General features: G+C 67.3%; 18 protein-coding genes and 2 pseudogenes. 18 read left to right on the plus strand and 2 right to left on the minus strand.

The genetic code is table 11. From position 1 onward, the window contains the following. The 5 genes from puuE to QZ994_RS11240 form a co-directional block, all read left to right on the plus strand. Positions 1-863, plus strand: an 863-nt coding sequence (puuE, locus tag QZ994_RS11220) for an allantoinase PuuE (RefSeq protein ID WP_290871523.1), incomplete at its 5' end; no start/stop codon positions are given. Positions 864-872: 9 nt separating this feature from the next. Then, the gene (uraD, locus tag QZ994_RS11225) at positions 873-2,702 is read left to right on the plus strand and encodes a 2-oxo-4-hydroxy-4-carboxy-5-ureidoimidazoline decarboxylase (protein ID WP_290871524.1); all 1,830 of its coding nucleotides are present in this window, start codon (positions 873-875) and stop codon (positions 2,700-2,702) included. Then, on the plus strand, positions 2,699-3,967 hold the full coding sequence (locus QZ994_RS11230; protein WP_290871525.1) for a M20/M25/M40 family metallo-hydrolase: 1,269 nt from the start codon (positions 2,699-2,701) through the stop codon (positions 3,965-3,967). The genes uraD and QZ994_RS11230 overlap by 4 nt, the downstream gene beginning before the upstream one ends. 86 nt (positions 3,968-4,053) lie before the next feature. Next, positions 4,054-4,995, plus strand: a complete 942-nt coding sequence (locus tag QZ994_RS11235; protein WP_290871526.1) for a rhodanese-like domain-containing protein — start codon at positions 4,054-4,056, stop codon at positions 4,993-4,995. A 4-nt stretch (positions 4,996-4,999) separates the two neighbouring features. Beyond that, positions 5,000-5,896 (plus strand): pseudouridine synthase, encoded by an 897-nt coding sequence (locus QZ994_RS11240; protein ID WP_290871527.1) that lies wholly within the window; start codon positions 5,000-5,002, stop codon positions 5,894-5,896. A gap of 26 nt (positions 5,897-5,922) precedes the next feature. On the opposite strand, the gene QZ994_RS11245 is transcribed toward QZ994_RS11240, so the two are convergent. Continuing rightward, positions 5,923-6,819 carry a DUF3365 domain-containing protein gene (locus QZ994_RS11245; protein WP_290871528.1) on the minus strand — a complete coding sequence of 299 codons (897 nt, stop codon included), beginning with the start codon at positions 6,817-6,819 and terminating at the stop codon, positions 5,923-5,925. Between the two features lie 104 nt (positions 6,820-6,923). Continuing rightward, positions 6,924-7,772, minus strand: a complete 849-nt coding sequence (gene asd, locus QZ994_RS11250) for an archaetidylserine decarboxylase (protein ID WP_290871529.1) — start codon at positions 7,770-7,772, stop codon at positions 6,924-6,926. A 239-nt stretch (positions 7,773-8,011) separates the two neighbouring features. On the opposite strand from asd, the pseudogene QZ994_RS11255 reads away from it, so the two are divergent. The 13 genes and pseudogenes from QZ994_RS11255 to QZ994_RS11315 form a co-directional block, all read left to right on the plus strand. Continuing rightward, a pseudogene (locus QZ994_RS11255) lies at positions 8,012-8,971 on the plus strand (purine nucleoside permease); the annotation flags it as partial. Positions 8,972-9,100: 129 nt separating this feature from the next. Beyond that, a pseudogene (locus QZ994_RS11260) lies at positions 9,101-10,030 on the plus strand (purine nucleoside permease); the annotation flags it as partial. A gap of 161 nt (positions 10,031-10,191) precedes the next feature. Beyond that, positions 10,192-11,178 (plus strand): ABC transporter substrate-binding protein, encoded by a 987-nt coding sequence (locus QZ994_RS11265; RefSeq protein WP_290871540.1) that lies wholly within the window; start codon positions 10,192-10,194, stop codon positions 11,176-11,178. 9 nt (positions 11,179-11,187) lie between these two features. Further along, positions 11,188-12,018, plus strand: coding sequence for an ABC transporter ATP-binding protein (locus tag QZ994_RS11270; protein WP_290871530.1), 831 nt, complete (start codon positions 11,188-11,190; stop codon positions 12,016-12,018). Next, on the plus strand, positions 12,015-12,788 hold the full coding sequence (locus QZ994_RS11275; protein WP_290871531.1) for an ABC transporter permease: 774 nt from the start codon (positions 12,015-12,017) through the stop codon (positions 12,786-12,788). Before QZ994_RS11270 ends, QZ994_RS11275 begins: the two co-directional genes overlap by 4 nt. 372 nt (positions 12,789-13,160) lie before the next feature. Beyond that, on the plus strand, positions 13,161-14,126 hold the full coding sequence (locus QZ994_RS11280) for an ABC transporter substrate-binding protein (RefSeq protein WP_290871541.1): 966 nt from the start codon (positions 13,161-13,163) through the stop codon (positions 14,124-14,126). Between the two features lie 40 nt (positions 14,127-14,166). Beyond that, positions 14,167-15,108, plus strand: coding sequence for a 2-oxoglutarate and iron-dependent oxygenase domain-containing protein (locus tag QZ994_RS11285; RefSeq protein ID WP_290871532.1), 942 nt, complete (start codon positions 14,167-14,169; stop codon positions 15,106-15,108). Further along, a complete protein-coding gene (locus QZ994_RS11290; RefSeq protein WP_290871533.1) occupies positions 15,083-15,862 on the plus strand; it encodes an ABC transporter ATP-binding protein in 780 nt (259 codons plus the stop codon). The genes QZ994_RS11285 and QZ994_RS11290 overlap by 26 nt, the downstream gene beginning before the upstream one ends. Next, the gene (locus tag QZ994_RS11295) at positions 15,859-16,686 is read left to right on the plus strand and encodes an ABC transporter permease (RefSeq protein WP_290871534.1); all 828 of its coding nucleotides are present in this window, start codon (positions 15,859-15,861) and stop codon (positions 16,684-16,686) included. Before QZ994_RS11290 ends, QZ994_RS11295 begins: the two co-directional genes overlap by 4 nt. After that, positions 16,683-18,083, plus strand: coding sequence for an amidohydrolase family protein (locus QZ994_RS11300; RefSeq protein ID WP_290871535.1), 1,401 nt, complete (start codon positions 16,683-16,685; stop codon positions 18,081-18,083). Before QZ994_RS11295 ends, QZ994_RS11300 begins: the two co-directional genes overlap by 4 nt. Positions 18,084-18,095: 12 nt before the next feature. Next, a complete protein-coding gene (locus tag QZ994_RS11305) occupies positions 18,096-18,605 on the plus strand; it encodes a nucleoside deaminase (RefSeq protein ID WP_290871536.1) in 510 nt (169 codons plus the stop codon). 83 nt (positions 18,606-18,688) lie between these two features. Then, positions 18,689-19,186, plus strand: coding sequence for a phage tail protein (locus QZ994_RS11310; protein ID WP_290871537.1), 498 nt, complete (start codon positions 18,689-18,691; stop codon positions 19,184-19,186). Between the two features lie 114 nt (positions 19,187-19,300). Further along, positions 19,301-19,897: a TetR/AcrR family transcriptional regulator gene (locus tag QZ994_RS11315; protein WP_290871538.1), complete on the plus strand. Its 597-nt coding sequence runs from the start codon at positions 19,301-19,303 to the stop codon at positions 19,895-19,897. Positions 19,898-19,917 lie beyond the last annotated feature (20 nt).

Genomic DNA, 19,917 nt, shown 5'->3' on the forward strand with positions numbered 1-19,917 from the left:
CCGTGCAGTTCGTGCTGAACTACGAAGAAGGCGGGGAAAACAGCGTGCTGCATGGCGACGCAGGCAGCGAACAGTTCCTGAGCGAGATGTTCAACCCGCCGGCCTTTCCCGACCGGCACCTGAGCATGGAGTCGATCTACGAGTACGGCTCGCGTGCCGGTGTGTGGCGCATCCTGCGCGAGTTCGAACGCCGCGATCTGCCCCTCACCATCTTCGGCGTGGGCATGGCCCTGCAGCGCCACCCCGAGCTGACCCAGGCCTTTGTCGACCTCGGCCACGAGATCGCCTGCCATGGCTGGCGCTGGATCAACTACCAGCAGATCGACGAGGCCACCGAACGCGAACACATGCGCCTGGGCATGGAAGCCATCGAGCAGCTGACCGGCCAGCGCGCCCTGGGCTGGTACACCGGCCGCGACAGCCCGAATACCCACCGCCTGGTGGCCGACTACGGTGGTTTCGAGTACGACTCCGACCACTACGGCGACGACCTGCCCTTCTGGATGCCCGTGAAGAAAAGCAATGGCGAGGTCGTGCAGCAGCTGATCGTGCCCTACGCCATGGACACCAACGACATGCGCTTCTGCCTGCCCCAGGGCTTCTCGCAGGGCGAAGACTTCTTCACCTACCTGCGTGACGCCTTCGATGTGCTCTACGCAGAAGGCGACCCGCAAGGCCTGAACCGGCCGAAGATGCTGAGCATCGGCATGCATTGCCGGCTGCTGGGCCGCCCCGGCCGCATGAAGGCATTGCAGCAGTTCCTCGACCACATCCAGGCGCACAACAAGGTCTGGGTCTGCCGCCGCATCGACATCGCCCGCCACTGGCGTGCCGTTCACCCTGCCCCCGTGGCATCGGCCTGAGCTCATGCCATGAGCCACCCCTCGTCCCTGTCCTCACCGCAAGGCCCCCTCACGCTGGCGGCCCTCAACGCCGCAGACCAGGCCGGCTTCACGGCCCTGCTCGATGGCGTCTACGAACACTCGCCCTGGATCGCCGAACAGGCCTGGGCGCAGCGCCCGTTTCGCACCCTCACCCAGCTCAAGCATGCGCTGGCTCAGGTGGTGAGGCTCGCCAGCACCGAGGCCCAGCTGGGTCTGATCCGCGCGCACCCTGAACTGGCCGGCAAGGCAGCCGTGGCAGGCCAGCTCACGGCCGAGTCCACCCACGAGCAAAGCAAGGCAGGCCTGACCCACTGCACGCCCGAAGAATTCGCCACCCTGCAGCGCCTGAACCGCGACTACAACGCCCGCTTCGGCTTTCCTTTCATCCTGGCCGTGCGCGGTCCGCGTGGCCTGGGCCTGAGCCGCGCAGACATCGTCCGCACCTTCGAGCGCCGCCTGCACAACGCGCCCGCCTTTGAGTTGGCCGAATGCCTGCGCAACATCCACCGCATCGCCGAGATCCGCCTGAATGACAAGTTCGGCGTGACACCCGAAGCAGGCAATCTGGTGTGCGATTGGGCCGAACAGCTGGCCGTGCACACCGAAGGCGCAGGCCTCTCCAATGGCCTGGACGACCGCCCCCCCCTGACCGTCACCTACCTGACGCCAGCGCACCAGGCCTGCGCCGCCCAGCTTCGTGCCTGGATGCAGGCATGCGGCTTTGACGAGGTCGGCCTCGACGCCGTGGGCAATGTGGTGGGGATCTACCACGGACAAGATCCCGGTGCGCCCCGCTTGCTCACAGGCTCGCACTACGACACGGTGCGCAATGGCGGCAAGCACGATGGGCGCCTGGGCATCTTCGTGCCCATGGCCTGCGTCAGGGCCCTGCACGCCCAGGGTCGACGCCTGCCGCACGGCATCGAGGTCGTGGCCTTTGCCGAAGAAGAAGGCCAGCGCTACAAGGCCACCTTCCTGGGCTCGGGCGCGCTGGTGGGCGACTTCAAGCCCGAATGGCTGGACCTGGCCGATGCCGAAGGCGTCACCGTGCGCCAGGCCATGCAGGCCGCAGGACTGAGCGCCGACCTGGGTGAGATCGCCGCCCTGCAGCGCGACCCGGCGCGCTACCTGGGCTTTGTCGAGGTCCACATCGAACAGGGCCCTGTGCTCGACGCGCTGGACATGCCCCTGGGCGTGGTCACCTCCATCAACGGCAGCCTGCGCTATGCGGGCGAAGCCATCGGCATGGCCTGCCATGCGGGCACCACGCCCATGCCGCTGCGCCAGGACGCCGCCGCCGCCGTGGCCGAACTGCTGCTTTACGTGGAGCGCCGCGCCGGGCTGGACCAAGGTTCGCCGCACGGCCCCTCGGTGGGCACGGTGGGCGTGCTCCAGGTGCCACAAGGCTCGCTCAATGTGGTGCCGGGGCGCTGCCAGTTCACCCTCGACCTGCGCGCCCCCACCAACGACCAGCGCGACACCCTCGCGGCCGACGTGCTGGCGGAAGCCGAAGCGATCGCGGCGCGCCGCGGCGTGCGCCTGCAGATCGAACGCACCATGGCGGCCTCGGCCGCCCCCTCTGCCCCCGCCTGGCAGCAACGCTGGGCCGACGCCGTGGCCCACCTGGGCCTGCCGGTTTTCACCCTGCCCAGTGGCGCCGGCCACGATGCCATGAAGCTGCACGAACGCATGCCGCAAGCCATGCTCTTTGTGCGTGGCGGCAACGCCGGCATCAGCCACAACCCCCTAGAGACCCTCACCAACGACGACGCCCAGCTCTGCGTGGACGCCTTCATGCACCTGCTCGAATCCCTATGACCACCCCCCACGTCAACTCCCCGCAGGACCGCTGGCTCGACGCCTGGATCGACCAGCACTTCGACGAGGAAGTGCACTTTCTCCAGGCCCTGGTGCAGGTCCCCACCGACACCCCGCCCGGGAACAACGCCCCCCACGCCGAGCGCACCGCGGAACTGCTGCAAGGCTTTGGCTGGCAGGCCGAGAAGCACGTGGTGCCCGATGCCGAGGTGAAGGCCTACGGCCTGCAAAGCCTGACCAACCTCGTCGTGCGCCGCCGCTTTGCCGAGGCCGGCCCGGTCATCGCGCTCAACGCCCATGGCGACGTCGTGCCTCCCGGTGAAGGCTGGACCCACGGTCCCTACAGCGGCGAGGTGGTGGACGGCAAGCTCTACGGGCGCGCCGCCGCCGTGAGCAAGAGCGATTTCGCCACCTTCAGCTTTGCCTTGCGCGCGCTCGAAGCCCTGGCCGCCACGGGCGATGCCCCGAGGCTGCAAGGCGGCGTCGAGCTGCACTTCACGTACGACGAGGAATTCGGCGGTGAGCTCGGCCCCGGCTGGCTGCTGAAGCAGGGCCTGACCCAGCCCGACCTGCTGATCGCCGCAGGCTTCAGCTACGAAGTGGTCACCGCCCACAACGGCTGCCTGCAGATGGAGGTGACCGTGCACGGCGTGATGGCCCATGCCGCCATCCCGCACACCGGCGTCGATGCCTTGCAAGGCGCGGTCGCCATCCTCAACGCGCTCTACGCCCAGAACACGGCCTACCAGCAGGTCACCTCCCAGGTGCCGGGCATCACCCACCCTTACCTGAACGTGGGCCGCATCGAAGGTGGCACCAACACCAACGTCGTGCCGGGCAAGGTGACGCTCAAGCTCGACCGCCGCATGATCCCGGAAGAAGACCCGGTGGCGGTCGAGGCCGACATCCGACGCGTGATCACCGAAGCCGCAGCCAGCTTCCCCGGCATCACGGTCGAGATCAAGCGCCTGCTGCTGGCCCACTCGCTCAAGCCCCTGCCCGGCAACGCACCCCTGGTGGACGCGCTGCAAGCGCATGGCCAGGCCGTGTTCGGAGAGCCCATCCCCACCAGCGGCACCCCGCTTTACACCGATGTGCGCCTGTACTGCGCCCAGGGCATCCCCGCCGTGATCTACGGTGCCGGGCCACGCACGGTGTTCGAGTCCAACGCCAAACGCGCCGACGAGCACCTGGTGCTCGAGGACCTGCGCAAGGCCACCAAGGTCATCGCGCGAAGCCTGCTGACGCTGCTCAGGGCTCCTTGATCGGCACCTTGATCTGCATCGAAGGTCGACCACAGGAGGCCGAAGCAAAGGGCGATCGCCGGGTCTTTCTTGAGACAATCGCCCCCATGCCCTCGAACCTCCTGACGCAAGCCACACCGGCCCTGCCCGCCCAGCCCGACCTCGTCCACAGCTCCTTCTACCGCTTCGTTGCCCTGAGCGACCCGGATGCGGTCGTGACCGTGGTGCGCGAACTGGTGGCCGCGCTCACAGGCAGCGTGCTGGTGGCCGAAGAAGGCATCAGCGGCGCCCTGGCCGGCCATGCGGCCGACATGGCCACCTTCGAACACGCCCTGCAGCACGACGAACGCCTGCACGGCGCCTTCACCGGCATGCCCTTCAAGCACAGCGCCTGCGCCACCCGGCCATTCTGGAAGGTGCGCGTGCACCGAAAGAAGGAGATCGTGGCCCTGGGGCTCGACGGCGTGACCGGCGCCATCCCCGACCGCGCCGCGGGCAACCACCTCGATGCCTCGGCCTGGCGCGAGCTCATCGCCCGGGATGACGTGGTCCTGATCGACAACCGCAACAGCTTCGAATACCGCCTGGGCCGCTTCAAAGGCGCCATCGACCCCCACGTCGACAACTTCCGCGACTTCCCGCACTACGTCGCCTCGCACGCCGACCAATGGCGCGCCGAAGGCAAAAAGGTGGCGATGTACTGCACCGGCGGCATCCGCTGCGAGAAGACCAGCGCCTGGATGCAGCAGTTCGGGCTGGACGTCTACCAGCTCGACGGCGGCATCATGAGCTACTTCAATGCCCTGCCCGATGCCGACCGCGACTGGCAAGGCGAGTGCTTCGTGTTCGACAACCGCGTGGCCGTCAACACCCGACTGCAGGAAACAGCGACCACCATCGACCAGGTCTACAACGACAGCCCGGACGAAGCCTGGCGCCTGGTGCGCGCCAAGCGCCTGGAATCGGTGAACCCCAAGCGCCCCTTGCCTGAGTCGGCCTCGCCACCCGCCAATGGCAGCGCCGACGACACCACGCCCCCGCAGGACTGAGCCCATGCTGCCCACACGGGATGGCGTCAGCCCCAGCTGCGTCGTGACGCCGGCGGGCACCTGGCCGACCATGCTGGCCTTCCTCGCAGAACGCATCCCTGCCGTATGCAGTGAGGAATGGGCCGAGCGCATGGCCCGTGGTGAGGTGGCCGATGACCGTGGCCAGCGGCTCACGCCCGGCACGCCCTTCAAGGGTCAGCAAAAGCTCTGGTACTACCGCCAGCTGGCGTTTGAGCACCCCATCCCTTTCGAGGCCAAGGTGGTCTTTCAGGACGACCTGATCGTGGTCGCCGACAAGCCCCACTTCCTGCCCGTGACGCCCAAGGGCCGTTATGTGCAGGAGACGCTGCTGGTGCGCCTCAAGCGCCAGCTTGGCATCGACACCCTGGTGCCCATGCACCGCATCGACCGCGAAACCGCCGGCCTGTTGATGTTCACCATCCAGCCGGGCACGCGCCACGCCTACCAGTCGCTGTTCCGAGACCGCGCCGTGACCAAGGTGTATGAGGCCGTGGCGGCAGCGCCCGGGCCCCATCTGAGCTTCCCGCTGACACGGCGCAGCCGACTGGCCGAGAGCGAGCGCTTCATGGCCATGCACGAGGTCGAAGGCGAAGCCAACGCGGAGACGCGGATCGAGCTGATCGAAACACGCGAAGGCCGGGGCCTCTACCGGCTGCACCCCAGCACCGGACAGAAACACCAGCTGCGCGCCCACATGCACGCGCTGGGTCTGCCCCTGGAGGGCGACCGCATCTACCCCGTGTTGCAGCCCGATCTGGCCGAGGGCGAAGCGCCCGACTACGGTCAGCCCTTGCAGCTGCTGGCCAAGGGCCTGCGCTTCACCGACCCGGTCACCGGGCAGGCTCGCGCGTTTGAAAGCGGGCTGAAGCTCAACTGGTGAGCCTGGGCTGGTGGCTCAGGCCACGCTCACTTCTTTTTCGACGGCTGGCGGAACAGGCCGCCCAGGGCCACGCCGATCAGGCCCAGTGCTGCCAGCGCTGCCACGGCGAAGGCCGCGATCACGATGGGTGGCAGGCCCGCCTGCAACACCCCGCCCACGTCCTGCAGGGGCACGGTCACGCTGATCACGCCAGCGGGCTTGCCCGCCACATAGCCGAAGCCGCCACCGCCATTGAACTGCTCGTTGGTGCGCAGGAAGGCCGGCGCGGTGTTGGGTGAGTCGTGGCACTTCAGGCAACTGGACTGGGCCATCACGGCACGCGCATACAGCAGGCGACCGTTCTCCACACGCCAGTATTCCTGCGGCGGCAGGGTCGACATGTCGCCCTTGGCCACGGCCTGGGTCACGGCGGGTGGCAACTTGTCAAACGAGGCCTGGATGGCCTTGATGGCCTCCACCTCGAAGGCATTGGGGGCGTTGTTGCGGTTCAGCACGCTCTGGGCCGTGAGCCGGTACTGCGAACGGCTACCGGAGGCGGCCAGGGTGTCAGAGACCTCGCGCTGGATCAGCGCCGGGTTCTTCCAGTGGTAGGCCTCGACGCGCTCCATGGCGCCGCGCTCGTCCTGGCGGTCCTGGGTGCGGGCACCGTTGAGCACGCTGGCGTCGTCTCCCGACAGGGCAAACACCGAGCGCGTCAGGAAAGTGCCGGGCAGCTTGGCCGTGGCGCCCTGGGTGCGCACATGCACCCCACCATATTGCGAGGCCCACCGGCCGACGTTTTCGGCCATGTCGGCCACCGTGCGACCTTCGCTGATCGTCTGCGACAACATCAGCGATTCACCCGCACGCCAGCCCCCAAACAGCAGGGAGCCCATCAACACCGCGGCAAAAACCAGGATCAAGACACCAGAAGAACGTCGCACTTCCACACCTCTTTGAACTGCATGACACCAGACCCTGCCGCCGGGTCTGGCCTGACCCCTGCCTCACACAGGGGAAACTGCGCTGGATGACGCCGCGCCAGCGTTCAGGCGGCCATGGCCTCGCCCATGCGGATGCCCAGACCAGGCGCCCACTGCGGGTTGAAGGCCAGGGGCCCCTTGGGGAACAGCATCACCACGGTGGAGCCCAACAGGAAGCGCCCCATCTCGTCACCCTGCTTGAACAGGATCTGCTGATCGTCGTAACGCCACTCTCGCACCTTGCCAGGGCGCGGCGGGTTGACCACGCCATGCCAGGTGGTGGCCATGCTGCCCACGATGGTGGCGCCCACGAGGGTCAGCACAAACGGCCCCCGGGCCGAATCGAACACGCAGACCACACGCTCGTTGCGCGCAAACAGGCCGGGCACGCCACGCGCCGTGGCCGGGTTCACCGAGAACAGTTCACCGGGCACATGGATCATGCGCAGCAGGCGGCCGTCGCAAGGCATGTGGATGCGGTGGTAATCCTTGGGGCTCAGGTAGAGCGTGGCGAAATGGCCGTCCTCGAACTGAGCCGCCAGGGCTGCATCGCCGCCCACCAGGGCCGTGGTCGAGTAGCTGTGGCCCTTGGCCTGGAAGATCTGGTCTTTCCGGATGGGCCCGAACTGGCTGATCGCGCCGTCGACCGGGCTGACCAGGCCGCCATCTCCGACTGCCGCCAGGGGGCGTGCACCGGGTTTCAGGGGCCGTGTGAAAAACTCGTTGAAGCTGCGGTAGACCGAGATGTCGGGCTGCGCCGCCTCGGCCATGTTGACGCCATAACGGCCGACAAACCAGCGGATGAAAGCGGTGGTCAGCGCCCCACCGTGGGCCGATGCCCCCAGGCCCGCCAATTGCGTCAGGGCTTTCTTGGGCAGGACATGCTGGAGGAGCACAAACAATCGATCAGACACACCGGATTCCGTCAGAGGCACAAGACCCGATTTTATCGGCCCCCCTTCAGAGGGATGTGTCAACTTGGTGTGTTTCATGCTGCAAAAAGGCGAAGGCCCCCTTATTCGGGCGCCCCGCAAACAAGGAGGTCTGGATGTCCCCAAGGTTGTTTGTCCGCCAAAGCGCCCAACAGGGGCGCACCCGTCGCTGGGCTCGCGCCATGCCCCGGCTTGCCACAGTCACATTGGGCGCCTTGTGCATGGGCGCACAGGCCAAGTCACCGATGCCGGTCAAGGCCATGCTCATCAGCATGTTTGCGCCCGAGGCCCAGGTCTGGATCGACCGCTACCAGTTGCGCACCCGCATCAGGGTGCCAGGCCTCTCGCCCGATCACCCCGACGTCCTCTGCAACCGCAAGGGCCTGTGCCTGCTCACGACCGGCATGGGGCACGCCAATGCCGCAGCCTCGGTCAGCGCCCTTGTGCACAGCCGGCGCTTCGACCTGCGCCACAGCTATTTCCTGATCGCCGGCATCGCGGGCATCGACCCCAGCCAGGGCACCCTGGGCACGGCCGCCTGGGCCCGCTACCTGGTCGACTACGGGATCGCCTGGGAGATCGACGCCCGCGACGTGCCCGCGCACTGGCCCTCGGGTTACCTGGGCATCCACACCGAGGGCCCCACCCAGAAGCCGCCACTAAACTACCGCACCGAGGTCTTTCAGCTCGATGAGGCCTTGCTGCAAAAAGCCCTGAACCTGTCGGCCGCAGCCCAGCTCGACGACAACGATGAAGCCCGCGCCTACCGCGCCCACTGGCCACAAGCGCCGGCCAACCTGCCCCCGCAGGTCACCCAGTGCGACACGGCCGCAGGCAACACCTGGTGGCACGGCGCCATCCTCGGCCAGCGCGCCCGAGACTGGACAACCCTGCTCACCGATGGCCAGGGTCGCTACTGCACCACCCAGCAGGAAGACAACGCAAGCTTCGAAGCGCTCAAACGGGGCGCCGCCGCCGGCCTGCTCGACCTGCGCCGCGTGGCCGTGCTGCGCACCGGCTCCAACTTCGATCGCCCCTACCCCGGGCAGTCGGCCTACGACTCGCTGGCGACCTCGATCTCGGGGGGCTTCACGCCCGCGCTGAACAACCTGGTCCGGGCCGGCGGCCCGCTGATCGACGACATCCTTGCCCGCTGGCCCAGCTGGCAGAAAGGCCTGCCCCCGGTGGCGCCACCGGCCACCCTGGTCAGCGCAGCGCCTCCGGCCGCGGGCACCCCGCAAGACGCCACGTCAACCCTCGCACCGACGGCCCAACCCAGGCCCAAAGCAGCGCTGCCCGTCAAGGTGCTGATCGTCAGCATGTTCGCCCCGGAGGCGCAACCCTGGATCGACGCCTACGGCCTGCACCACCTGATCCGCGTCCCTGGACTGTCGGCCGACCACCCTGCGGTGCGCTGCAACCGGCAAGGGGTGTGCAACCTCACCACAGGCATGGGCTACGCCAACGCGGCATCCAGCCTCAGCGCCCTGGCCCTCAGCGGCGCGCTCGACCTGCGCAAGGCCTATGTGCTGATCGCGGGCATTGCCGGCATCAACCCCGCGCACGGCACCCTGGGCACGGCCGCCTGGGCCCGGTGGGCGGTCGACTATGGCATCGCCTGGGAACTGGACCCGCGTGAAGCGCCCACCGGCTGGCCGAACGGCTACCTGGGCATCCACAGCAAGGGGCCCGCAGACGCGCCGCCGCGTGACTACCGCAACGAAGTCTTCCTGCTCAACCAGGCCCTGGTCGACAAGGCCTGGCAACTGGGTGCACAGGCCAAACTGGTCGACACCCCGGAGGCCCAGGCCTTCCGGGCGAACTTCCCCCACGCGCCCGCCAACCAGCCGCCCCAGATCACGCGTTGCGACACCGTCAGCAGCGACACCTGGTTTGCAGGCACCCGCCTGGGCGAGCGCGCCAGCGACTGGGCCCGCCTCATGACCGATGGCGACGCCACCTACTGCACCACCCAGCAGGAAGACAACGCCACGCTGGAGGCGATCCGACGGGCCGATGCGGCGGGCCTGATGGACACCAACCGCGTCGCCATCCTGCGCACCGGCGCCGACTTCGACCGCCCCCACCCCGGGCAGAGCGACGTCGAAGCCCTGCTGCGGTTCCGGGAACAGGGTGGCTTCGTGCCGGCCACGCAGAACCTGCTCAAGGCTGGCGGGCCGCTGGTGGACGACATCCTCCAGCGGTGGAAGGTGTGGCGCAGCGGCGTCCCTTCGCGGTGAGGGGCCCGCTGGCCACAGAGCTGGCACGGATCTGGCAATGCATTTCTGTATACAGTTTTGCCAACCTGGAGTTCTCCCCCATGTCCGTGACGCCGCGCACCCGCCGCACCCTGCTTGCCAACCTGGCCTCTGCTTTCGCCCTCACTTTGGGCGCAACCGGCATGCTGGGCACCACGGCAGTGCATGCCGAAACCCCGATCAAATTCCAGCTCGACTGGCGCTTTGAAGGCCCCTCGGCCCTCTTCCTGCAACCAGCCGCCAAGGGCTACTTCAAGGCCGCCGGGCTGGACGTCAGCATCGACGCCGGCAGCGGCTCGGGTGCCACGGTTTCCCGCGTCGCCTCGGGCACCTACGACATGGGCTTCGCCGACATGGCCGCCCTGATGGAGTTCCACGCCAACAACCCCGACATGCCGAACAAGCCGGTCGCGGTGATGATGGTCTACAACAACACGCCGGCCGCCGCCTTCGCCCTGAAGAAGTCCGGCATCAAGACCGTGGCCGACCTGACCGGCAAGAAACTGGGCGCACCCGTCTTCGACTCGGGCCGCAAGTCCTGGCCCATCTTCGCCAAGGCCAACAAGCTCGGCCCCGTCACCTGGGTCAGCATGGACCCGACCCTGCGCGAAACCATGTTCGTGCGTGGCGACGTCGACGCCATCACCGGTTTCTCCTTCACCTCGCTGCTGAACATCGAGGCCCGCGGCGTCAAGGGTGAAGAGATCGTGATGTTCCCCTACGCCCAATACGGCGTGAAGCTCTACGGCAACGCCATCGTGGCATCGCCCAAGCTGCTGAAAGAGAACCCGGAAGCCGTCAAGGCCTTCCTGAAGGCCTTTGCGAAGGGTGCCAAAGAGGTGCTGGCCAACCCGGACGCCGCCATCGACACCGTCAAGGCCCGCGACGGCATCATCAACGTCGACCTGGAAAAGCGCCGCCTGAAGATTGCGCTCGACCAGGTGGTCAACAGCCCCGATGCCCGCGCAGAAGGCTTTGGCCAGGTCAAGCTGCCGCGCCTGGCCCTGATGGCATCGCAGGTGGGCGACGCCTTCGCCACCAAGACCCGCATCAACCCCGATGCCGTCTGGACCCCGGCCTACCTGCCCAGCGCCGCCGAGCTGAATGTGCTGCCCGCAGCCAAGAAGTGAGGACACGGCATGAGCACCCCCTTCGTTGATTTCCAGAACGTCTGGCTGGCCTACAACGACGAGCTGCTGGCCAAGCAGCAGTTCGCGGTGGAAGACATCAGCCTGCAGATCCGCGAGGGCGAGTTCATCGCCATCGTGGGCCCATCGGGTTGCGGCAAGTCGACCTTCATGAAGTTGACGACGGGGCTGAAGATGCCGTCCAAGGGCAGCATCACCATCGGCGGGGAGCCGGTCACCGGCCCGCTGAAGATCACGGGCATGGCCTTCCAGTCGCCCTCGCTGCTGCCCTGGCGCACCACGGTCGACAACGTGCTGCTGCCGCTCGAAATCGTCGAGCCTTACCGCTCGAACTTCAAGGCCAAGCGCAAGGAGTACGAGGCCAAGGCCCGCGCCCTGCTGCAAAGCGTCGGCCTGGGTGGCTACGAGGACAAGTTCCCCTGGGAGCTGTCGGGCGGCATGCAGCAGCGTGCCTCCATCTGCCGCGCCCTGATCCACGAGCCCAAGATGCTGCTGCTGGACGAGCCTTTTGGCGCCCTCGACGCCTTCACACGCGAAGAACTGTGGTGCGCCCTGCGCGACCTGCAGGCCCAGCAGGGTTTCAACGTCATCCTGGTCACCCACGACCTGCGCGAGGCCGTGTTCCTGGCCGACACCGTGTACGTGATGAGCAAGAGCCCGGGCCGCCTGCTGGCCAAGCGCGAAATCGAACTGCCTCGCCCCCGTGACCTCGAGGTGACCTACACGCCGGAGTTCACCGCCATCGTGCACGAACTGCGCGCCCACATCGGCGCCATGCGCAAACCCGCCACCATCAACGCCACCGTGGACATCGCCCAATGAAGCTGTCTGACAAACAAATGGAGCGCTGGGCGCCCTGGGCCCTGTTGCTGGCCTTCATCCTCCTTTGGCAGCTGATCTGCTCGGCGCTGAACGTGAGCGAGTTCATCTTCCCCAGCCCGGCGCGCATCGCCACCCAGGTGGCCGAGTTCCACGAGGAGATCCTCAAGCACGCCTGGCGCACCCTCTGGGTCACCATGGTGGGCTTTGGCATCGCCATCGTGGTGGGCGTGCTGCTGGGCTTCCTGATCGGCAGTTCACGCCTGGCCTACGCCGCCATCTATCCCTTGATGACGGCCTTCAACGCCCTGCCCAAGGCGGCCTTCATCCCCATCCTGGTGGTGTGGCTGGGCATTGGCGTCGGCCCGGCCGTGCTCACGGCCTTCCTCATCAGCTTCTTCCCCATCATGGTGAACATCGCCACCGGCCTGGCCACGCTCGAACCCGAGCTGGAAGACGTGCTGCGCGTGCTGGGCGCCAAACGCTGGGACGTGCTGATCAAGGTCGGCCTGCCCCGCTCCATGCCCTACTTCTACGCCTCGCTCAAGGTCGCCATCACCCTGGCGTTCGTGGGCACCACGGTGTCGGAGATGACCGCCTCCAACGAGGGCATCGGCTACCTGCTGATCAGCGCGGGCTCGGCCATGCAGATGGGCCTGGCCTTTGGTGGCCTCGTCGTTGTCGGCGCCATGGCCATGATCATGTACGAACTGTTTGCCATCATCGAGAAGCGCACCACCGGCTGGGCGCACCGCGGCAGCGGCAAGCACTGAGCCGCGCCGCCTCGGGCACACCACAGCGCACCGGGCCGGCGCGCACCAGCTGGCCCACCGCTTGCATCCACCTTGGGTGCACGCACACAAACGCAAGCGTAGAAGCGTTCACCTGCGGGGCCCTCACCCCGCAGTCCGGAAATTGCGCTTGAGATGGATCACTTGCCGGATGCGGCCTGACAACAGGCCCTGTTCGCCCGTCACACCATGTCAAGCTTTTTTCCTGCCCTCAGCCCCTCCCCCCAAGCCCCTCCTGGCGCCGCAACAGGCCTGTCCTGTTCGCGGCCGCTGGTCGTTCCGCTGTCCTTCTGCCGTCCTCACACTCGGAGATCTCTGATGAAGCGAACCCACCTGCCCCGCACCCTGGCCGCCATGGCCACCACCCTGGGTGCCCTGTGCGCCACCAGCCTGCCCGCCCAGGCGGCCGATCGGTTCACCTTCCTCACCAACTGGTACGCCCAGGCCGAGCACGGCGGCTTCTACCAGGCCCAGGCAACCGGCCTCTACAGCAAGGCCGGGCTGGACGTGACCATCAAGATGGGCGGCCCGCAGGTCAACCTCATGCAACTGCTGGTGGCCGGCCAGGCCGACTGCATCATGGGTTACGACACCCAGACCATCAAGGCATGGGAACAGGGCATCCAGGCCGTCACGGTGGCCGCCGCGTTCCAGAAGGACCCGGCGGTCATCATCGCCCACCCGCACATCAAGAAGTTCGAGGAACTCAAGGGCAAGACCATCCTCGTGGGCAGCGCCGGCATGGTGACCTACTGGCCCTGGATCAAGACCAAGTACGGCTTCACCGATGCGCAGATGCGCCCCTACACCTTCAACATCCAGCCCTTCCTGGCCGACAAGGACATCGCCCAGCAGGGCTACCTGGCCTCCGAGCCTTACAGCATCGAAAAGGAGGGCAAGATCAAGCCGACCGTGTTCCTGCTGTCCGACCTGGGCTGGCCGCCCTATGCCACGACCGTGGTCTGCACGGCCGAAACGGTGAAGACCAAGCCCAAGCTGGTGGGCGCCTTCGTGAAGGCCTCGATGGAAGGCTGGAAGAGCTACCTCACGGCCGATCCGGCGCCCGCCAACGGCCTGATCAAGAAGGACAACCCCAACATGACCGACGACCTCATCGCCAATGGCATTGCCAAGATGAAGTCCGAGGGCATGGTCTTTGGCGGCGATGCGGCCAAGCTCGGCATCGGCATCCTGACCGACGCCCGCATGAAGGCCACCTACGACATGATGGTGCAGAACAAGCTGCTGGACCCGACCAAGGTCGACCTCAAAAAGACCTACACCACGCAGTTCGTCAAAGACCTCAAGGTCATGCCCTGAACGGCCCTTGAGTCCGCCACCCTGAACCCGTGAGCCCTGCATGCGAAGAAGTCTGCCCGTCATCGACCTGAGCCAGCGCGAGGGCCTGCCCGAACGCCTGGATGCCGCCTGCCGCCACGAGGGCTTTTTCTACCTCGTGGGGCACGACATCAGCCCGGACCTGCGCGCCGCGGCCTTCGATGCGGGCCGGCGCTTCTTTGCGCTGAGCGAGGCCGACAAGGCCCGCTGGCACATCGAGCGCAGCGGCATCCACCGGGGCTTCGACCCCATCGGCTGGCAAAGCCTGGAACCCGGCCAGCCTGGCGACCTGAAGGAAAGCTTCTACCTCGGCGTCGACCGGGGCCCTTCGGACCCGCTGGTGCTTGCCGGCACGCCCAACCAGGGCCCCAACCAGTGGCCCGATGAGGCCCTGGTGCCGGGCTTCCGGCAGGCGGTGCAGGCTTACGAGCAGGCGGTGAACCGGCTGGCGCGGCAACTGCTCTCGTTCATGGCCCTGGGCCTGGGGCTTCCGGCGGGCCACTTCAACGCCTTCCTGCAAGACCCGATGCCGGTGCTGCGCCTGCTGCACTACCCGGCCCAAGCAGCCAGCGAGGCCTTGTTGCCCGGCCAGATCGGCTGCGGCGCCCACACCGACTGGGGCAGCATCACTTTGCTGGCGCAGGACGAAGCCGGTGGACTGCAGGTTCAGGCACCCGATGGCAGCTGGTTCGACGCGCCACCCATGGCCGACAGCTTCGTGGTCAATCTGGGCGACATGATGGCCCGCTGGACCAATGGCCGCTACCGCTCCACACCGCATCGCGTGTTCAACCCGCACGGTCGTGAACGGTACTCGCTGGCCTACTTTTTCGACATCGACTACCACGCCCAGGTCAGCGCCCTGCCTGGCTGCTTTGACGATGCCAACCCACCCCGCTGGCCGCCCACCACAGCAGGCCAGCACATCATCGAGATGTATGAACGCACCCGCGCCAGCCATTGAAGTCCTGTCGGCAGAACAGGTCTACCCCAACGGCACCCGGGCCCTGATGCCCGTGGACCTCACCATCCAGCCCGGTGAATTCGTGACGCTGCTCGGCCCCTCGGGCTGCGGCAAGAGCACCCTGCTGAAGATGATCGCCGGCCTGCTCGCGCCCAGTGACGGGCGCATCCTGCTCTCGCGCAAGCACGTGCACGACGCCCAGGTCGACCACCGCCTGTCCTTCGTGTTCCAGGAGGCCACGCTCATGCCCTGGGCCACGGTTGCCGCCAACGTGCGGCTGCCACTCGACCTGGCCGGCGTGCCCGCCGTGCAAGGCAATGCACGCGTCGAGAAGGTGCTCAACATGGTGGGGCTGGGCCAGTTCGGGCAGAGCAGGCCACGTGAGCTGTCGGGTGGCATGCAGATGCGCGTGTCGATCGCGCGCGGCCTGGTCACCGAACCTCGCCTGCTGCTGATGGACGAGCCCTTCGGCGCCCTCGACGAGATCACCCGCAACAAGCTCGATGCCGACCTGCTTGAACTCTGGCAGCGCCAGCAACTCACCTCAGTGTTCGTCACGCACAGCATCACCGAGGCCGTCTTCCTCTCGACCCGCGTGATCGTGATGGCGGCACGCCCCGGCCGTGTGGTGGAGGACCTGAGCATCACCGCGCCCTACCCCCGCGACGACGACTTCCGCACCAGCCTCGAATTCAATGAGCTGGTGCGTCACCTTCAGCACAGCCTCACCCAGGCCAGCAGGGAGACCGCATGAACCCCGCCGTTGCCCACAACAGCGCTGCCGCCTCGGCCGCGCAAACCCGCCAACGCCTGCAGCAATATGGCCTGCCCTTGCTGGTCGCCATCGCCCTGCTGGGACTGTGGCAAGGCTGGACGGTGGCAGCGCAGGTGCCCGTCTACCTCGTGCCCTCGCCCTGGGACATCGCCAAGACCCTGGTGACCGACTGGGCCCTGCTCAGCGGGGCGCTGTGGGTCACGGTGAAGATCACGCTACTGGCCTTCCTCACCTCGGTGGTGCTGGGCGCGCTGGTGGCCTTTGCCTTCGTGCAGAGCCGCTGGATCGAATCGGCCTTTTTCCCCTATGCCGTGCTGCTGCAGGTCACGCCCGTGGTGGCCATCGCGCCCCTCATCATCATCTGGGTGAAAGACCCGACCACCTCCTTGGTGGTTTGCGCCACATTGGTCGCGCTCTTTCCCATCATCAGCAACACCACCGTGGGCCTGCGCAGCATCAACCCCGGCCTGGCCAGCTACTTCCAGCTGCAACGTGCCACGCGCTGGCAGACCCTGGTGCGCCTGCGCATCCCCTCTGCCCTGCCTTACTTCTTTGCAGGCCTGCGCATCTCGGGCGGCCTGGCCCTGATCGGTGCCGTGGTGGCCGAATTCGTGGCCGGCACCGGCGGCACAGGCACCGGTCTGGCCTACCAGATCCTGCAGTCTGGCTACCAGCTCAACATCCCGCGGCTGTTTGCAGCCCTGGTGCTGATCTCGCTGACCGGCGTGGCCGTGTTCGCAGCCCTTGCGGCCCTCTCCAACTGGGCCCTCGGTGGCTGGCATGAAAGCGAAATGAACCGATGATCACCCCGGCCCCCTCTTCCATCCTGATCCGCGACGCCCAGGCCATCCTCACCGGCCTGCCAGGCGCGGCCATGCGACACGACGCCGCCAAACGGGGTCGCGACATCCGCGTGCGCGGCAGCCGCATCGAGGCCATCGGCCACCTGCAACCCGAACCCGGTGAACGCGTGATCGACGCGCGCGGCAGTGTGGTCATGCCCGGCTGGGTCAACACCCACCACCACCTGTTCCAGAGCCTGCTCAAGGGCATCCCCGCAGGCATCAACGTGGGCCTGATCGACTGGCTCAGCGCGGTGCCCGTGGCCTACCGCCGCCACTTCGACCACGAGGCCATCCTGCGTCTGGCCGCGCGCCTGGGGATGGTCGAGCTGCTGCTGAGCGGCTGCACCACCGTGGCGGATCACCAGTACCACTACTACCCCGGCATGCCGTTCGATGCCTCTCAGGCGGTGTTCGAAGAAGCCTCCGCCCTGGGCCTGCGCTTCGTGCTGTGCCGCGGAGGTCAGACCATTGCCCGCGCCATCGACCGCGACCCACCGCCCCAGGTCCAGCCCGAGACGCTCGATGCCTTCCTGGGCGCCATCGAGCGCGATGTGCACCGCTTCCATGACCCGGCCCCTGACGCCATGCGGCGCGTGGTCAGCGCCCCCACCACGCCGACCTGGTCGGTGCCGGTCGACCACCTGCGCCCCATCGCCGAGCAGGCCCGCAGCCTGGGCATCCGCCTGCACAGCCACCTGAGCGAAACCGCCGACTATGTGCGCTACACGCAAGAGGTCTATGGCTGCTCGCCGGTCGACTTCGTCGAGCAGCACGGCTGGCTGGGCGAAGACGTCTGGTACGCCCACCTGGTGCACCTCAGCCCCGCCGAGATCGACAAGCTGGCCCGCACCGGCACCGGCATGTCCCACTGCCCGCAAAGCAACTGCCGCCTGGGCTCGGGCGTGGCCCCGGCGCCCGCCCTGCTGCGCGCAGGCGGTCGTGTCTCCCTGGCCGTGGATGGCGCCGCCTCCAACGAGGCCGCCGACATGCACCACGAGGCCCACACCGCATGGATGGTGCACCGCGCCGTCGGCGGCGCCGACGCCATCACCGCCGAAGAGGTGGTGCAAATGGGCACCCTGGGCGGCGCGCAAATCCTGGGGCTGGGCGCCGTGGGGACCCTGCAGGTGGGCCAGGCCGCCGACATCGTGGTGCAGCCCCTCAACGAGCCACGCCAGTGGGGCCTGCACGACCCGGCCATGGCCCCGGTGATGAGCGGCGCAGCCCGCCCCAGCCATGTGCTCTGCCAGGGCCGCGTGGTGCTGGACCAGGGCCAGATTCCCGGGCTCGACCTGACGCGGCTGCACGCCGAGGCCAACGACGCCGTCCGCCACATCATGGCCAACCACCGCTGAGGCCCTTCGACCATGAACGCCCCCGCTCGCTACCCCAGTCTGCCGCCCTTGAGCGACGCCCAGGTGCACGCCCTGCTGCGCCGCGCCAACGAGGTCGCACGGCGCGCCATGAGCCTGGGCCGACACCCCTTTGGTGCCATCCTCGTGGGGCCCGATGGCCACACCGTGCTGGCCGAACAGGGCAACGTCGACACCGTGAACCACGCCGAATCGGTGCTGGCGCGTACGGCGGCCCTGAATTTCAGCCCCGAGGTGCTCTGGCAGTGCACCCTGGTGACCACGGCCGAGCCCTGCGCCATGTGTGCGGCCACGCAGTACTGGGCCAACATCGGCCGCGTGGTGTACGGCATGACCGAACACCGTCTGCTCGAACTCACGGGCGACGCCAGCGAGAACCCCACCATGAACCTGCCCTGCCGCACGGTGTTTGCCAGCGGACAAAAGCCGATCGACGTCATTGGCCCCGTGCCTGCGCTGGAGGCCGAGATCATGGCCCTGCACCAGGGTTTCTGGCACCCCTAAGCTGAAGCCCTGCGCCCCCTTGCGCCGGCCCCCCTCGGCCAGGACACTGCCTGACACCGCTCGGCAGTGAGCAGGAGGTGGCGATGAGCGAATTCGTGGTCAATGCCCACAGGGCCGATCCCTACAAGAACTTCCGGTTCCGCGTGATCCTGGATGGCCGCGTGGTGGCGGGCGTCAGCCGTGTGAGCGCACTGAGGCGATCGACCGAGCCGGTGGCCCACCGCCGCGGCGACGAAGGCAACCGCCCCCGACTCTCACCCGGCGTGTGGCGCTACGAGCCCATCACGCTGGAACGCGGCGTGACCCACGATCCCACCTTCGAGGCCTGGGCCGCGCAGAGCCACGACGTGGCGAGCGGCGGGCTCTCGCTCAAGCACTTTCGGCGCGACATCCGCATCGAGTTGCTCAACGAGCAGGGAAAGGTCGTGAAGGCGTTCAAGGTCTACCGCTGCTGGGTCTCTGCCTACCAGGTTCTGCCCGAACTGAACGCCCAGGGCAACGACGTGGCCATCGAATCCATCGTGCTGGAAAACGAGGGTTGGGAGCAGGACGACGACACGACAGAGCCGGTTGAGGACTAGGCCGCCACCGAACGGGACGCTGAATGCCTGGTGCCGAAGCGCAAAGCCCATGACGACACCATGACTTTTTCCGTCGGACAGCAAATCCAAGACGACTGGTCATATTATTGAGTCATGCCCCGCACCGCAGACAAGACCGACATCCCCCGCCGCCTCGCCGAAGCGGGCTACACCCTGTTTGCCCGGCACGGCTACAACGCCACAGGCATCCAGCAGATCACCGATGCGGCTGGCGTGCCCAAAGGCTCGTTCTACAACCACTTCGAAAGCAAGGAAGCGTTTGCCGCGCAAATCATCCACCACTACGCCGCCTGGATGGACAAGCGCTGGCAAGCCCATCTCGCCGATGCCCCGGCGGCGCCACTGGACACCATCCGCCACCTGTTCCAGCGCTTCATCGCTCAGCATGAACAGGCCGCCTGCCCGGGCTGCCTGGTGGGCAACTTTGCGGGCGAAGTGAGCGAATCCAGCGAAGCCTGCCGCCTCGCCATGGCCGACGTCATGGCGCAGTGGCGCGAACGCCTCGCCGGGCTCATCACGCTGGCGCAGGCCTCAGGCAGCGTGCGAACCGACATGCCCGCCGCGCAACTCGCCTCCTTCTTCTGGGACACCTGGGAAGGCGCCGTGCTGCGGATGAAGGTGGAGCACAGCTCCCAGCCCCTGCACGAGGCCCTGGGCCTGATGCTCGACCGGTTCTTCCGTCCCGACTGAACCCATTCCCCTGACACCCC

It is taken from the genome of Aquabacterium sp., assembly GCF_021768455.1.
In the GTDB taxonomy this organism is placed as follows: domain Bacteria; phylum Pseudomonadota; class Gammaproteobacteria; order Burkholderiales; family Burkholderiaceae_C; genus Aquabacterium.

Bases quoted from the DNA above. Each gene is read 5' to 3' on its own strand.
- QZ994_RS11240 (WP_290871527.1), top strand. From the start codon at position 5,000: ATGCTGCCCACACGGGATGGCGTCAGCCCCAGCTGCGTCGTGACGCCG.
- uraD (WP_290871524.1), top strand. From the start codon at position 873: ATGAGCCACCCCTCGTCCCTGTCCTCACCGCAAGGCCCCCTCACGCTG.
- QZ994_RS11295 (WP_290871534.1), top strand. From the start codon at position 15,859: ATGAACCCCGCCGTTGCCCACAACAGCGCTGCCGCCTCGGCCGCGCAA.
- QZ994_RS11270 (WP_290871530.1), top strand. From the start codon at position 11,188: ATGAGCACCCCCTTCGTTGATTTCCAGAACGTCTGGCTGGCCTACAAC.
- QZ994_RS11275 (WP_290871531.1), top strand. From the start codon at position 12,015: ATGAAGCTGTCTGACAAACAAATGGAGCGCTGGGCGCCCTGGGCCCTG.
- QZ994_RS11265 (WP_290871540.1), top strand. From the start codon at position 10,192: ATGCTGGGCACCACGGCAGTGCATGCCGAAACCCCGATCAAATTCCAG.
- QZ994_RS11230 (WP_290871525.1), top strand. From the start codon at position 2,699: ATGACCACCCCCCACGTCAACTCCCCGCAGGACCGCTGGCTCGACGCC.
- QZ994_RS11315 (WP_290871538.1), top strand. From the start codon at position 19,301: ATGCCCCGCACCGCAGACAAGACCGACATCCCCCGCCGCCTCGCCGAA.
- QZ994_RS11310 (WP_290871537.1), top strand. From the start codon at position 18,689: ATGAGCGAATTCGTGGTCAATGCCCACAGGGCCGATCCCTACAAGAAC.
- QZ994_RS11235 (WP_290871526.1), top strand. From the start codon at position 4,054: ATGCCCTCGAACCTCCTGACGCAAGCCACACCGGCCCTGCCCGCCCAG.
- QZ994_RS11290 (WP_290871533.1), top strand. From the start codon at position 15,083: ATGAACGCACCCGCGCCAGCCATTGAAGTCCTGTCGGCAGAACAGGTC.
- QZ994_RS11280 (WP_290871541.1), top strand. From the start codon at position 13,161: ATGGCCACCACCCTGGGTGCCCTGTGCGCCACCAGCCTGCCCGCCCAG.
- QZ994_RS11300 (WP_290871535.1), top strand. From the start codon at position 16,683: ATGATCACCCCGGCCCCCTCTTCCATCCTGATCCGCGACGCCCAGGCC.
- QZ994_RS11305 (WP_290871536.1), top strand. From the start codon at position 18,096: ATGAACGCCCCCGCTCGCTACCCCAGTCTGCCGCCCTTGAGCGACGCC.
- QZ994_RS11285 (WP_290871532.1), top strand. From the start codon at position 14,167: ATGCGAAGAAGTCTGCCCGTCATCGACCTGAGCCAGCGCGAGGGCCTG.